Origin of the sequence: Rhizobium sp. T1470 (genome assembly GCF_042140505.1) — a bacterium.
In the GTDB taxonomy this organism is placed as follows: domain Bacteria; phylum Pseudomonadota; class Alphaproteobacteria; order Rhizobiales; family Rhizobiaceae; genus Rhizobium; species Rhizobium favelukesii.
On the sequence record NZ_CP148094.1, the window covers coordinates 449,281 to 462,630 of the forward strand.

The 13,350-nt window shown below is 60.9% G+C and carries 13 protein-coding genes; 4 read left to right on the forward strand and 9 right to left on the reverse strand.

What is annotated here, in order from left to right:
- Window positions 1-189: 189 nt before the first annotated feature.
- From WGT02_RS36560 to WGT02_RS36575, 4 genes are all read left to right on the forward strand, one after another.
- On the forward strand, window positions 190-1,329 hold the full coding sequence (locus WGT02_RS36560; protein WP_024315026.1) for a sugar ABC transporter substrate-binding protein: 1,140 nt from the start codon (window positions 190-192) through the stop codon (window positions 1,327-1,329).
- Window positions 1,330-1,409: 80 nt separating this feature from the next.
- Window positions 1,410-2,948 carry a sugar ABC transporter ATP-binding protein gene (locus tag WGT02_RS36565; protein ID WP_208245235.1) on the forward strand — a complete coding sequence of 513 codons (1,539 nt, stop codon included), beginning with the start codon at window positions 1,410-1,412 and terminating at the stop codon, window positions 2,946-2,948.
- The gene (locus tag WGT02_RS36570; RefSeq protein ID WP_024315028.1) at window positions 2,945-3,940 is read left to right on the forward strand and encodes an ABC transporter permease; all 996 of its coding nucleotides are present in this window, start codon (window positions 2,945-2,947) and stop codon (window positions 3,938-3,940) included. Before WGT02_RS36565 ends, WGT02_RS36570 begins: the two co-directional genes overlap by 4 nt.
- A complete protein-coding gene (locus WGT02_RS36575) occupies window positions 3,937-4,920 on the forward strand; it encodes an ABC transporter permease (protein WP_024315029.1) in 984 nt (327 codons plus the stop codon). The genes WGT02_RS36570 and WGT02_RS36575 overlap by 4 nt, the downstream gene beginning before the upstream one ends.
- A gap of 241 nt (window positions 4,921-5,161) precedes the next feature.
- Here the strand turns inward: WGT02_RS36575 and WGT02_RS36580 are convergent, their stop codons facing one another.
- The 9 genes from WGT02_RS36580 to WGT02_RS36620 are packed head-to-tail and all read right to left on the reverse strand — an operon-like array spanning window position 5,162 to window position 13,349.
- Window positions 5,162-6,154, reverse strand: coding sequence for a dihydroxyacetone kinase subunit DhaK (locus tag WGT02_RS36580; RefSeq protein WP_208245233.1), 993 nt, complete (start codon window positions 6,152-6,154; stop codon window positions 5,162-5,164).
- A 57-nt stretch (window positions 6,155-6,211) separates the two neighbouring features.
- Window positions 6,212-6,622 carry a hypothetical protein gene (locus WGT02_RS36585; RefSeq protein WP_024315031.1) on the reverse strand — a complete coding sequence of 137 codons (411 nt, stop codon included), beginning with the start codon at window positions 6,620-6,622 and terminating at the stop codon, window positions 6,212-6,214.
- 1 nt (window position 6,623) lies between these two features.
- On the reverse strand, window positions 6,624-8,201 hold the full coding sequence (locus WGT02_RS36590; protein WP_024315032.1) for a putative PEP-binding protein: 1,578 nt from the start codon (window positions 8,199-8,201) through the stop codon (window positions 6,624-6,626).
- Window positions 8,185-8,529 (reverse strand): HPr family phosphocarrier protein, encoded by a 345-nt coding sequence (locus tag WGT02_RS36595; protein WP_024315033.1) that lies wholly within the window; start codon window positions 8,527-8,529, stop codon window positions 8,185-8,187. Before WGT02_RS36595 ends, WGT02_RS36590 begins: the two co-directional genes overlap by 17 nt.
- Complete coding sequence (gene dhaM / locus WGT02_RS36600) at window positions 8,529-8,927, reverse strand: dihydroxyacetone kinase phosphoryl donor subunit DhaM (RefSeq protein ID WP_024315034.1); 399 nt, start codon at window positions 8,925-8,927, stop codon at window positions 8,529-8,531. The genes WGT02_RS36595 and dhaM overlap by 1 nt, the downstream gene beginning before the upstream one ends.
- Window positions 8,924-9,538, reverse strand: a complete 615-nt coding sequence (gene dhaL / locus WGT02_RS36605) for a dihydroxyacetone kinase subunit DhaL (protein ID WP_024315035.1) — start codon at window positions 9,536-9,538, stop codon at window positions 8,924-8,926. Before dhaL ends, dhaM begins: the two co-directional genes overlap by 4 nt.
- Before the next feature lie 27 nt (window positions 9,539-9,565).
- Window positions 9,566-11,203 carry a dihydroxyacetone kinase subunit DhaK gene (locus WGT02_RS36610; protein WP_024315036.1) on the reverse strand — a complete coding sequence of 546 codons (1,638 nt, stop codon included), beginning with the start codon at window positions 11,201-11,203 and terminating at the stop codon, window positions 9,566-9,568.
- Between the two features lie 48 nt (window positions 11,204-11,251).
- Entirely contained in the window at window positions 11,252-12,259 is a 1,008-nt protein-coding gene (locus WGT02_RS36615; RefSeq protein ID WP_024315037.1) for an ABC transporter ATP-binding protein, read from the reverse strand.
- Window positions 12,252-13,349 (reverse strand): ABC transporter ATP-binding protein, encoded by a 1,098-nt coding sequence (locus WGT02_RS36620; protein WP_024315038.1) that lies wholly within the window; start codon window positions 13,347-13,349, stop codon window positions 12,252-12,254. The genes WGT02_RS36615 and WGT02_RS36620 overlap by 8 nt, the downstream gene beginning before the upstream one ends.
- Between the last annotated feature and the right edge of the window lies 1 nt (window position 13,350).

The following is a 13,350-nucleotide window of genomic DNA, read 5'->3' on the forward strand; positions in this document are numbered from 1 at the left end:
GATCAAGCAAAACAGATAATCAATAGATATTCCACAATTGACAGCGCTATTAAATAAAATTGACAGCGCTATCATCTGTGTTAATTTTTTGTCCTGTTCCGCAAAGGATGGGATGGAGCCCTTTCGGACCAAGCATACCAATTAGAAAATTGGAGGGGCGGCTTGGTCTGCCCGAGGAGGAGAACATCCATGCTTAGAGACGTGACATCGAAATCTGCGCGCATTGCGGCAGTTTCCGCATCCGTGCTTGCGCTGCTTTGCAGTGCCGCATATGCCGAACCGAAAGTCGTATCCGGGCCAGCAGCAGATCCAGGCTGCATGACGCCGTGGGCTTCCGATACGCAGTTTCTACAATATCCGAAGAAGGAAGGCCCGTATCGCATCGCGCTGGCCAATGGCTATATCGCCAATACCTGGCGCATCCAGATGGTAAAGACCGCAAAGGCCTATGCGGCACAACCGGAAGTGAAGGCGAAGCTGAAGGAATTTAAGGTCGTCTCCACGGGCGAGGACGTGCCAGCGCAGATTTCGGCGATCAACAACTTCATCGATGCCGGCTATGATGCGATCGTCGTCAATGCCCAGAACCCCACGGCCTTCGGTCCTGTGATCAAACGCGCCAAGGAAGCCGGCGTCGTGCTCGTCGCGTTCGATAACACGCTGGACACGAAGGATGCGATCAACGTCAACGTCGACCAGAAGGGCCTCGGCGTCACCTGGGCCGAGTGGCTTGTCAAGCATCTGCCGAATGGTGGCAAAATTCTCGAAGTGAGAGGCGTTGCCGGCACATCTGTCGATACCGACCGTCACAATGGAATCACTGAAACGTTGGCTGCCTCGGGCAAGAAGTTCGACGTGACGGAAGTCGTCGGCAAATGGGACGATAGCGTTGCCCAGAAGGCGACGGCAGATGCCATCGCGACAAACGGCCCGTTTGACGGCATCACCGCACAAGGCGGCGACACGGGCGTCGTCCAGGCGATGATGGACGCAAAGCATCCCTTCGTGCCTTTCGGCGGCGAGACGGAAAATGGCTTCCGCAAGCTCTGCGCCGCTCACGCTGGAGACGGTCTGATGTGCTCGTCCGCAGGAACCGGTCCAGCACAGGTCGCGGTCGCCATCAAGACGGCGATCGCCGCGCTCGAGGGGCAGGTAATTCCGCAGGCCGTCAAGCTACCGACGGCATTGGTGTCGCACCCCGACTTCAAGAAAGACCAGGACTACTACCCTGATCAGTCCGACAATTTCTTCGTCGGCAACTCCTTCCCCACCTGCGGCATCAATTTCACGGCCCAGGAAATCATGGGGCAAACCAAGGAAAACCAATAGTAGCCAAGGCTGGTAGGATTGACTGCGGACGTGGGCGCCCGCAGTCAGAGGCTTAATGCACCCGATGGGAGGTTGGGCGCGTGCTTTTGTCAGAACCGCTGTTGCGGATGGAAGGTATATCGAAGCGCTATGGCGGCGTCATCGCACTCAAGGAAGCCGATATTGCCATTCGATCCGGCGCAATTCATGCCGTACTCGGCGAAAACGGCGCCGGCAAATCGACCCTGATCAAAATCATGGCCGGGGTCACCGCACCCGATGAAGGTCGAATGCTCCTCGGCGGCAAGGACGTGGCCTTCTCATCGCCAGCGGCGGCAAATGCAGCGGGGATAGTATCGGTCTTCCAGGAACTGTCGCTGATTCCCGACCTCTCCGTTGCCGACAATATCGTCATCAGCAATCCACCGCGCCGCTTCGGCATGATCGACAGGCGCGCCCAGAGGCAAATCGCCGAAGAAGCGCTCAATCGCGCGGGAGCCTCCGACATTCATCCATCATCGCTGGTCAAGGACCTCCCGCTCTCGCGTCGACAGATGGTCGAGATTGCAAAGGCGCTCGCCCGCAAGCCCCGGCTGATGATCCTGGACGAGGCGACATCTGCCCTGACAAGGTCTGATGTCGAGAAGGTCTTCAGTGTCCTGAAGAGGCTGCGCTCGGAGGGATTGGCGCTGGTCTACATCTCGCATCGCATGCATGAGATCGCCGAACTTGCCGACGATTGCACGGTATTCCGCAACGGCCGCAGCATAGAATCCTACCCAGCCGGTACAAAGACTGACCACCAGGTCGTTGAATTGATGATCGGGCGGGAATACAAAAGCGTGTTTCCTGCCAAGCCGGGCGTTGAAGCCAATAAAGCCCCGGTGCTGTCCTGCCATGACCTTTCCTGGGGCGGCCGTCTGGCTGACATCACCTTCGATGCCCGTCCCGGCGAAATCGTCGGCGTCGGCGGCTTGGACGGCCAGGGTCAGCGGGAACTCTTGCTTGCCCTCTTTGGCGTGCTTCGCGACATCAAGGGCGATGTGCAGATCAACGGCCGCGGCGTGCGTTTGAGCAGTCCCAAAGAGGCGAAATCCACCGCGAACTCCATTGCGCTTATTCCGGAGGATCGAAAGACAGAAGGGTTGATGCTGCCGATGACGGTTCGTGAGAACCTGTCGATCGCCGCACTCGGCAGCGTTTCGCGCAACGGCATCATCGATCGAGGGGCAGAGGCGGCCCGCATCGACGAACTCCTGAAGCTCCTCGCCATCAAGGCGGCAACCATCGACATGCCGGTCAGCAGCCTGTCGGGCGGAAACCAGCAGAAGGTGGTGATTGCAAAATGGCTGATGAACCGACCGAGGATCGTCCTGCTGAACGACCCGACACGCGGCATCGATGTCGGCACCAAGCAGGAAATCTATCAACTGCTGAGAAAGCTCGCCGACGGCGGCGCCGCGATCATCTTCTATTCGACGGACTACGACGAGCTGATCGGCTGCTGCGATCGCGTCCTTGTCATGTACGACGGTACCGTTGTTCGCACGCTTGAAGGTGACGACATTAACGAACGCGAGCTGATCGGGAGTGCATTGAACATCGCCGCCCGTCCTGCGGAACGGAGGGCAACACCGTGACAATAGGCACGTCCGGCAAATGGCGCTTCTGGTACGAACTCAACAAGGGAACGCTGCTTGCCGCCGCCCTCTTTGTCGTGATGTTCGTGATCTATGTCTCCAACCATCCGGCGGGCTTCACGCCGAATGTCGTGCAGACTGCGTCCAACAAGGCGATTTTGCTCGCCTTTGTCGCGATGGCGCAATGTCTTGTCGTCATCACCGCCGGCATCGACCTTTCGGCAGGCATGGTTCTGGTACTATGCAATTGCCTTGCATCGTGGGTGGTGGTCGGCACACCGCTGCAGACCGGCTTTGGGATCGTGGCCGTACTTGTCGCAGGGCTTGCATGCGGCACATTGAACGGCCTCATCATCATCTTCGGCAGGCTGCAGCCGATCGTGACGACTATCGCCACAAGTGCAATTTTCTTCGGGCTGGCGTTGCTCCTGCGGCCAACGCCGGGGGGCTCTGTCAACGAAGCCCTTGCAGACGTGTTTACCTCGAAGCTCTTCGGGATATTCCCCACCAGCCTGGTGGTGCTTGTAGCCACGATCCTCCTGGTCTGGGTCCCCTTCAGCAGATCGGTCTACGGCCGCGCGGCCTATGCGGCTGGTTCCGCGGAGAATGCGGCCTATATGTCCGGCATGCCGCTGAAGCGGGCGAAACTGGCCGCCTATGCACTTGCCGGGCTCTTGTCGGCCATGGGCGGGCTCTACCTGACGTTCTATTCCTATACTGGCGAAGCGGCCTTCGCTAGCGGCAACGCCTACACCCTTTACTCGATTGCTGCGGTCGTTCTCGGGGGCGTCTCGCTGGCGGGCGGGAAGGGTAGCGCTGTCGGAGCCGTGTTCGGAGCACTTGCCTTCCGCACCATCGGCGATCTCCTTTTCGTCTTCGATCTCGATCCTCTCTGGCAGCCGCTGTTCCAGGGCATCGTGCTAATGTTGGCGATCGGTGTCGGCTCGATCGGGCTGGCGCGGGTACGCAACCGACTGGAATGGTTCCAATGAGCGAGGATGCGTCCGGCATGCGGCAATCAATCGTTCCCCTCCGGCTGCGCGGGCGAGATCCCGCCGTGGCGATCGCCTTCGCCTGCATCCTCCTTCTGCTGCTTGGTGGATCGATCTATTCCTCCAACTTCCTGTCGCCCGATTACCTGTTGCAACAGTTGAAGGTCGCCTCGTTCCTCGGCGTCATTGCGACGGGCATGATGATGGTCATCTTGCTTGGACAGATCGATCTTTCGGTTCCATGGACAGTGACCGCCGGCGCGATGATGGCATGCGCCGCGACAGCCTATGGAACCAGCGGCTCGTTCCTTGCCATTCCCTTCGGAATTGCTTGCGGCGCAGCGATCGGTTTCGTCAACGGGCTTGCCGTGGCGTACCTGCGCATTCCCTCGATGATCATCACGCTTGCGACGAATGCCGTCGTGCAAGGGTTGATGGTCGTCTACACCGGCGGCTTCTCACCGCAGGATTCGGCTACCCCGGCGATGCGCTTCCTTGCGACCGGCCATACGATCCCGTCCGTCCCGAACGGCGTCCTTGTCTGGCTTGCCGTCGGCATCCTCGCCGTCTTCCTGCTGACCAGAACCACGTTCGGCCGCTCGCTTTACGCGATCGGAAACCGGGAACGGGCCGCCTATATGTCGGGCATCGACACCCGGCGCATTGCCTTGCTCGCCTTCGTGATTTCGGGGTCGCTCAGCGCGCTTGGCGGCGTGTTGCTTGCCGGTTACGCGTCCAAGGCATCGCAGTCGATGGGGGACGCCTATCTGCTGCCGTCGATCGCAGCCGTGGTCCTCGGCGGAACCCATGTTCTCGGCGGCAAGGGGTCCTACCTTGGAACGGTCGCGGGCGTCATCCTGATCACGCTGCTGCAGTCAATCCTCTCAGTAATGCAGATTGAAGAGGCCGGCCGACAGCTGATCTACGGAGTGGTCATCATCGGCATGCTACTGCTCTACGGCCGGCAGAAGCCGAACTGAAGGCTGCTCGTTCGGCTTTGTCTTCCAGCAGCGCGTGGACGATTTGGCTGGCGGGAAGCTGCCCTTCAATCGTCAATGGCACCGCCCAATCAAACCCATGACGTCCCAGGGAGTGGTGGAAGAAACGGTGAGGCCGTGCTCCCCGGCAAGAGCCGGAGGAAGGATCTCGGCGTGCGACTGCAGGCAAGCTGATTTGCGGCCTCGGATTGCGCGCAGGCCGCTTCGGCGGTGGTGCCGGAACCTAACACCCCCAGCGCAACGCGGCGGTTGCAACCGGCGAATCCCATAGGGCAAACTCCTCGTCGCTGAGGAAGGCGAGCGTGACGGAAAGGCCCTGCATGTCGAGCGACGTGGCGTAAGTGCCGACAAGCGAGCGCTCGATCCGCAGGCCGTGGTCGACCATGAAGCGGTGAGCAGCGTTGTAGGCGAGATAGAGTTCGGCCGGTGGCGTGCCGCCAAGCCCGTTGACGAAAAGCAATGCTTTATCGGCGGTTCGGGCGATATCGTTGAGGATCGTGTTGCTCAGATGCCTGACGATGGTGTCGGCGTTGGAGAAGGGCGCTCTCGAATGGCCCGGCTCCCCATGAATGCCGACGCCCACTTCCATTTCGCTCGGTCCGAGCGCGAAAGTTGTGCGCTGCGTGTGCGGGACCGTCACGCCGGTCAGGGCGACGCCCATCGATCGGATGCGTGGAGCGAGGCCGTCGCCGAGGCCTTTCAGTTCGGAGAGGGTCATGCCTCGTTCGGCCGCTGCGCCTAGAAGCCTCTCTATGATCAGTGTACCGGCGACGCCACGGCGGCCGCGCCCGTCGCCTGTCCTTGCCGTTTCGATGTCGTCGCTGATGATCACCGTTTCAATTTTGTGGCGGCTGGATGACATCTCTACCGCCATTTCGAAATTCATGACGTCGCCGTCATAGTTCTTCACTACCAGCAGGCATCCGGCCCCGGTGTCCGCTTCCTCGATGGCGCTCACGATCTGGCTCGGCGTGGGAGACGTGAAAATGTGCCCGACGCAAGCCGCATCGAGCATGCCGCGGCCGACGAAGCCGATGTGCATTGGCTCATGACCCGCGCCGCCGCCGGATATGATCGCCACCTTGCCCGGAACCATGTGGCGACGGCGGATAAACTTGCGGTCGACGCCGAACACAACGAACTCCTCATGGGCACGCACAAAGCCTTCGAGGCTTTCGGCGACCATGGTTTCTGCTGTGTTGATGAACTTCTTCATCAAGCCCCTCCCAAGGCGATAATCGTCTCAGTCTTGTCGCACCAAGCGCAACGCCATTCACTCCGGCGGTCCGGAAATTGCGGCAATCTTCTGCACCAGATCGGCGATTGCTTCCTCCAGCAGTCGGTTGCGTCGCTCGTCGCCGAAATCAGGGACCATGAGTGAAAGATGCCGCAGTTTTTCCGAGGCGCCAAGCTCCGGCAGTTTGCCGGGATGCGCATTCTGGTAGGCCTCCAGAAAACGCTCCTGTTCGGCGGTGCTGACATGACAGACCCGGAAGATCGTCGCGAGATGCCGCGCAGGAAGAGGCGTCGCGTAGGTCGGGCTTGTTATCTGCGTAACGAAGCTGCGGTGCTTACCCAATTCCGTGGCCAGTCGCTGACGGGTTCCAGAAGGTCGGTTGTCGATGATCTGCGCCAGAATTGACTTATAGGTGATAATGGCGTCTTCGGTGTCTTCGCGCGCCATCTTATTCTCCGGCTGCCTTTGTCCCACCGGCATTCAAACCGACGATTGCCGATCTTATCGCGGGAAGTTGAGCGGGCGCCATGGAAAAATGCCGGATGCCGGCGGCCAGCAGTTCGGCTGTCCAGCGCGGATCGCCGGCCATGTCGCCGCAGATGCTGAGCGGTTTGCTACCGGCAAGTTTTACGGCATAAGCGAGCAGGCGCAGTACAGCCGGAGCGGTCTTCTCTCGGTGTGCGGCGAAATCGGCATCTTCGCGGGTCGAGGCGGCGAGATACTGCGCGAGGTCGTTGGTGCCGAATGAAAAGAAGTCCGCGCCTTCGAACTGCTCGAGCATGAACGCGGCGGCCGGCACTTCCACCATCATGCCAATCGAAGGCAGGCGGTGCGGCACGCCCCGGCGCGCAAGCTCGGCGGCCTCTTCTCGAAAGATCTGCCGCATATCATCGACTTCCGACGGAAAGGTCACCATCGGCAGCATGACGCGCAGATGACCGAAGATGGCGGCCCGCAACAACGCACGCACTTGAACGCGCGTGATCTCTGGCCGGGCAAGAAGAAGACGGATGCCGCGCAATGCGGGCGAAGCTGCGAGGCCGGGGAGCGGCTTGTCGCCGCCGACATCCAGCATGCGGATCGTCACCGATCTGCCGTCGGCCCAGTCAAGGACGCGCCGGTAGATGGCGAGTTGCTTCTCCTCGTTTGCCGCATCAGCGAGTGACGCGACTGCGAATTCGGAGCGCATCAATCCGATGCCGGCCGCCGTCGTTGGGGCGATCCCGTCGATTTCCTCGAGGGCGTTGAGATTGATAGACAACAGAATCTGCGCGCCATCCGACGTCTGCAGCATCCCGTTGTCAGTCGGTACTGTGCTTGATACTGGAAGCTCGGGCCGGATTGGCGCTGCGCCCTCCTTGCCCTTCTGAAGGACGATCACGCCTGCATCTCCATCAACGCGTATATGTTGGCCGCCAGCGGTGACGAAACGTCCCGCGCCGATAACCATCGGGACCGACCGTGATCTGGCAAGAAGGGCGACGTGGCCCGCGGCACTTCCGGCGTAGAGCGCAATGCCGCCGCCTGCAGACCAGTCATGTGCGAGAAAGCGGCTGGGCTCCATGTCCTTGCCGACATAGATAGATCCGGCCGGAAAGTCCTTTACCGGCGTTCCCGTCAGCGCCGCCAGTACGCGATTTTTGATGTCCAGAATATCGACGGCGCGTGCCCGCAGCTGGTCTTCTTCAGCGCTTTCCAGTTCACGGATGTATCCGTCGAGTGTCCCGACCCACGCGAATACGACATTCTCGCCCGCATCGATACGCACACCTGCCATTTCGGCGATCGTCGGATCGCGAAGCACTTCGAGCTGAAAATCGATGATGTCGCCGCCTTCTGCGTCCGTGCCTGTGGCAAGGTTTTGAAGCTCCTCGGTAGCGGTTTCGATGGCCGCTGCCAGCTCCGCGTGCCCCGAAACGGCCGATTGTGACAGGGCAGCGGCAGCCGGCTGTTCCGCGATATAGGCCGGCCCGGATGCGACGCCCGGAGAGGCGCTCGTTGCTTGCAATCTAAGCGGTGCGGCCATGTTTCTTTTCTTCATCAAAGTTACGCTCGATGAGGTCCTTCAATGCCCGGATTGCCTCTTCTGCGAGGATTCCGTCGGCGCGGATCTTCAGCATGGATCCCTTGCGGATCCTGGCGCCCATGATCTTGATGATGCTCTTGCCGTTCAGCCAGACGTCGCTGCCATTGACGGCGACTTCGATCGAGCAGGGAAACGACTTTGCCAGCCGCGTGAACGTCACCGAGGGGCGGGCGTGCAAGCCTACCCCGTGCTTCACTTCGACCTCCGTCTGGCAACTGGCATGCACTTGTTCGGCCTCCCGATTTTCTTTGCGCAATCCGCCGCTCATCACGGTGACAGTTCCTCTGCTGTCGCTACAACCTTTGCCAGCGATGCCCCGCCGGAGGCCTCGGCAGCGGCGATGACGGCGCCTTCCACCACCGGAGCATTGCAGATCGAGATGAGCTTTGCGCGCGGCAAACCGAGCATTTCGATGGCCATCTCGCTGTTGGTTTCGGCCCCGCCAAGGTCGACGAAAACGGCGACACCCGCCTCTGACCAGGCCTCCTCTATGGCTGTCAGGATACCGCCGGCATCCGTGCCGAGCTCTCCGCGACTATTGCCGCCCGACCAGGCGAGCGGCACGCTGTCGCCCACCATCTGCCGCACCATGTCGGCCGTGCCTTGCGCGACCAGCGGCGAGTGGGAGACGATCACAATCCCGACGTTTGGGGTCTTCACACTCATGCCGGGCGGTGCTCCTCAAGGTAGCGGCAGATAGCAATTGTCAAGAGAGCGCAGCTCGAGGCGCCCGGATCAACGTGGCCGATCGAACGCTCTCCAAGGTAGGCTGCTCGGCCGCGCATGGCCTTCATGGCGGCGGTGAAGCCTGCGGAAAGCTCCGCCCGACGCACGATATCGGTCAATGGCGAGCGGTGCGCAAGCGCATCTTGCACAGGGTACAGCACGTCGAGCAGGGTCTTATCTCCGGCGTGCGAACGTCCGCGACGGGCAACAGCATCAATGGCCTGCTTTAACGCCGAGGAAAAATCCTGTCCCTGATCCGATTTGCGAAGCTCGCGTCCCATCTCCATTAGCAGCGTTCCGTAGAGTGGGCCGGCCGCACCGCCTATGCTCATCACCAGTGTCAGGCCAATCCTTTCCAGCGCGTCAGGCAAGGGGAGGCTTGAGACCGTTGCCTCTTCGGCGCTAACCGCTTCACAGCCTCGCTGCATGTTGGTTCCATGATCGCCGTCACCGATTGCGCGATCCAGTGCGCAGAGATGATCGCTGTTTGCCGCAATCGTCGCACGGCAAACTTCAATCAATCCCGCAAGAAGAACTGGTTCTGCCTGCACGTGTTACCCTCCCAGCAGCAGCGCCGGCTATGTCAGCGTCGCTGCAACTTCGAATGCGTTTGCCACAGCGACGGCGCCCGGATCCGGCACTCCCTCCAGATCCTTCTCGCCGACATAAGAGGCGCGGCCGGCTTTTGCCTTCCGCATTGCCTTGGTCGACTCGGCACCGGCTGCCGCAGCCTTTGCCGCGGCCGCGACATTACCGGATGCCAAAGCCGCAAGTGCCGGAGCCAGCGCATCGACCATCGTGCGGTCGCCGACGCCGGCCCCTCCATAGAACGTCATCCGCTCGAGCCCGGCAAGCAGGGCAGCAGCGAAATCAGCCTTTTCCGCCATGGCCTTGGATGCGGCCGTAAAGAAGATCGAGAGCAGCACGCCGCTCGAGCCGCCCATGCTCGTGCTCAGGACCTCGCCGACCGAGGCCATGGTGGCGGCAGGATCCTTCAACGGCAGCGTGTCGATGCGGGAAAGAATACTGCGCGCTCCTGTTGCCACGGTGGAACCCGTATCGCCATCGCCGACGCGGCTATCCAAGCGATTCAGCTCGATTTCGAGGGAAATCAGATGCGCGCAAAGCGCCGTCAATAAGCGACGATTGCGACTGTCGGCGCTGGGCGGCGTCGCTGCATCCCGCACGGATACTCGCGGTGCAGCAACAATGGCGATCGCGTGCCGTTCGGTGGCAGGTACCCAGGCATGCGGCTCGACGGCAGCCTTCAGCGCGGCTTCGCGAACCGCATCCAGCCGGATCAGTGAAAGTGAGAAGCCGTTCATGTTGAGTGCGGTCATCATCGGTCCCGGGCCGATGATCAGCCGAACACGGCCGGAGAGAGGTGAAGACAACACCGCGTTGGCGATAACGCCCATCTCGAGCGGCGGCACCGCGCCAAGGTTGTTGATCAGCAGCCCAAAGTCTCCTGCCTCGTCAATCTTGGCGGCCAACCGGTTGGTCATGGTGGCCACCAGATCGGCAACCGGCTGTAGGGAAATGCGCTCGACCCCTGGCTCGCCGTGGATGCCGAGACCGAGCTCTCCCTCGTCGGCGCCAAGCCGATCCTCATGCGCCTGACCGGGTACGCTGCAGGTCGAAAGCGACATGCCGAGCGAAACGATGTCGTGTGCTGCGGCCGCCGCCTGGGCTGCGACCGTCTTCAGCTCGGCCCCGGCTTCCGCGTGATAGCCGGCGATCTTGTGCACGAACAGCGTACCGGCAACGCCGCGCGGCTGGTTGATGCCAGGAATTGCGATGTCGTCGGCGACAATCACCATCTCGACGGCGAATCCCTCGGCGCGCGCCTTCTCGGCGGCAAGGCCGAAGTTCAGACGGTCGCCTGTATAGTTCTTGACGACCAGCAGGGCGCCCCTTGGGCCTGTTACGGCACGGATGGCTGTGAGCACGGCATCGACACTGGGCGAGGCAAAGATCTCGCCGGATACGGCCGCCGTGAGCATGCCCTTGCCGACGAAGCCGGCGTGTGAGGGCTCATGGCCGGCTCCGCCGCCGGAGATGATTGCAACCTTCGATTTATCCCAGTCCGCGCGCAGGATCACCTTGATCTCGGGGAAGGTATCCAGGCGGGCAAGACGACCGGCGCTGCTTGTCAGGAGCAGACCGTCGAGTGCTTCAGTAACGATGGTTTCCCGGCGATTGAAGAAATGCTTCATGGAATGAGACCCGTCTTTTGATGCCAGTGTATTCGTTTCGTTCAATATTTATCCGAGGCGCTGGCCGCTGGCGTCGAAATAGAGCGGATCGCGCAACGTCAGGCCGATTCGATCACCCGGCCGGATCGCGAGATATGGATCGGCAAGCGTGACGAGCTTGTGGTCACGCACCCGGATGTGCAGGTGGTTCTGGTCTCCCAGGTGTTCGATCCAGTCGATTTTGGCATTGGCGTTCTGATCGACGATGATATCGAGATGCTCTGTTCGCGCGCCGATCGTCTTGGTCCCGGGAGGCGGATTGGCGCCAGGAAGAAGATCGGGGGGCAGTAGGTTGATGTGCGGTTGGCCAAGACGGGCAGCGACATGAAGACTGGCAGGATTGCCGTAGATTTCGCGGGGCGTTCCCACCTGCAACAGCCTTCCTCCCGCAACAATGCCGATCCGATCCGCCATCGTCATGGCTTCGACCTGGTCGTGGGTTACATAGAGCAGCGTCGAGCCGAGCTCCTTCTGGATCCGCTTGAGTTCCAAGCGAAGTTCCGCCCGTAGCTTTGCATCGAGCGACGACAGTGGCTCGTCCATCAGATAGATGGCCGGGCGGCGCACCAGCGCCCGCCCAATCGCAACGCGCTGCATTTCGCCACCCGACAATCGTGTCGAACGGTTCTCGAGCTTATGGTCGATCCTGACCATGCGCGCAATTTCCCGCACGCGCCGGTCGATTTCTTCGCCGCTGAGCTTGCGCACTGGCGCTCGTAGCGGGAAGGCGAGGTTGTCGTAGACCGTCATATGCGGATAGAGCGAATATTGTTGGAAGACGAATGCGACGTCCCGGTCGGCCGGAGCTTCGCCTGCGACGTTGCGCCCGCCTATCTCGATGCGGCCGCTGTCGGGGCGTTCCAGGCCGGCAATCAGCCGCAGCGTCGTCGTCTTGCCGGCGCCCGTTGGCCCAAGCAGGACGACGAACTCACCGTCATGGATCGATAGGTCCAAATCAGCCAGAGCCTGTGTATCGCCAAAACGCTTGCTGAGGCCTTTGAGAGCGACGTCAGCCATGTCGTGCCTCCGAATAGAGTGCCGAAGCAATGGCGCGGCCCGACTTGCAATCGAACAGCGCGAGCTTGGCCGGGTTGAACGCAAGACCAACCGTCTCGCCGATACGAAAGTTGCGATTTGCCGGAACGCGAGCCTTGATGACGCCGCTCGACGTCTCGATTGCCACAACCTGATTGGTCCCGAGATATTCGCTGCCGTAGACCGCTCCGCGCAATGGAGAGGTATCGCTGAAGCGAATATGTTCAGGCCTGACACCAAGCGCTAGTTCGGCTTCGGCCACGTCCTGGTGCACCTCAGGAATGCTGACATCGACGCCATGAAGCGATATCGACCGTGCTCCCGTCTGAAGGCCTGAGGTGAAGCGCATGAAATTCATCGGCGGCGAGCCGATGAAATCCGCGACATACATGGTGGCTGGCTTGCTGTAGATTTCCTGCGGTGTGCCGAATTGCTCGATGACACCATGGTTCATGACCGCGATCTTGTCGGCCATAGCCATGGCCTCGTGCTGATCATGCGTGACGTAAACCGTCGTCGCATGGATGCGGTTGTGCAGTTCGCGCAGTTCGTGGACCATGACTTCGCGGAATTCCGCGTCGAGCGTGCCGAGGGGTTCGTCCATCAGGAAACACTTCGGACGGCGCACGATCGCCCGGCCAAGAGCCACGCGCTGGCGGTCGCCGCCGGCAAGTCCGGAAACGGATCGGTCAAGGATATGATTAATCTGCAGCAGCCGCGCAGTTTCCTCGACGCGCTGGCGGATTTCCATCTTCGGCATGCCTTGCGAGAGCAGGGGAAAGCCGATGTTCTTGCGCACGTTCATATGCGGATAGAGCGCAAACAGCTGGAACACGAAGGCTATGTCCCGGGCACTGGCGCGATTGAAGGTGACGTCTTCGCCATCAAGATGGATCTTGCCGCTGGTCGGCAGTTCAAGTCCGGCAATCATACGAAGTGTCGTCGTCTTGCCGCACCCAGACGGTCCGAGCAGTGCCAGGAACTCGCCGTCATGAATGCGCAAGGTCGAGTCCTGCACCGCGACGAAGCTGCCGAATTGCTTGCGGAGATTTTCGATTCTGATGTCCGCCATG

What these genes read in the sequence shown, in the direction of transcription:
- WGT02_RS36560 (WP_024315026.1), top strand. Translation starts at nt 190, where the DNA reads ATGCTTAGAGACGTGACATCGAAATCTGCGCGCATTGCGGCAGTTTCC.
- WGT02_RS36580 (WP_208245233.1), bottom strand. Translation starts at nt 6,154, where the DNA reads ATGAAGAAGTTCATCAACACAGCAGAAACCATGGTCGCCGAAAGCCTC.
- WGT02_RS36595 (WP_024315033.1), bottom strand. Translation starts at nt 8,529, where the DNA reads ATGAGCGGCGGATTGCGCAAAGAAAATCGGGAGGCCGAACAAGTGCAT.
- WGT02_RS36615 (WP_024315037.1), bottom strand. Translation starts at nt 12,259, where the DNA reads ATGGCTGACGTCGCTCTCAAAGGCCTCAGCAAGCGTTTTGGCGATACA.
- WGT02_RS36590 (WP_024315032.1), bottom strand. Translation starts at nt 8,201, where the DNA reads ATGGCCGCACCGCTTAGATTGCAAGCAACGAGCGCCTCTCCGGGCGTC.
- WGT02_RS36620 (WP_024315038.1), bottom strand. Translation starts at nt 13,349, where the DNA reads ATGGCGGACATCAGAATCGAAAATCTCCGCAAGCAATTCGGCAGCTTC.
- WGT02_RS36585 (WP_024315031.1), bottom strand. Translation starts at nt 6,622, where the DNA reads ATGGCGCGCGAAGACACCGAAGACGCCATTATCACCTATAAGTCAATT.
- WGT02_RS36575 (WP_024315029.1), top strand. Translation starts at nt 3,937, where the DNA reads ATGAGCGAGGATGCGTCCGGCATGCGGCAATCAATCGTTCCCCTCCGG.
- dhaM (WP_024315034.1), bottom strand. Translation starts at nt 8,927, where the DNA reads ATGAGTGTGAAGACCCCAAACGTCGGGATTGTGATCGTCTCCCACTCG.
- WGT02_RS36610 (WP_024315036.1), bottom strand. Translation starts at nt 11,203, where the DNA reads ATGAAGCATTTCTTCAATCGCCGGGAAACCATCGTTACTGAAGCACTC.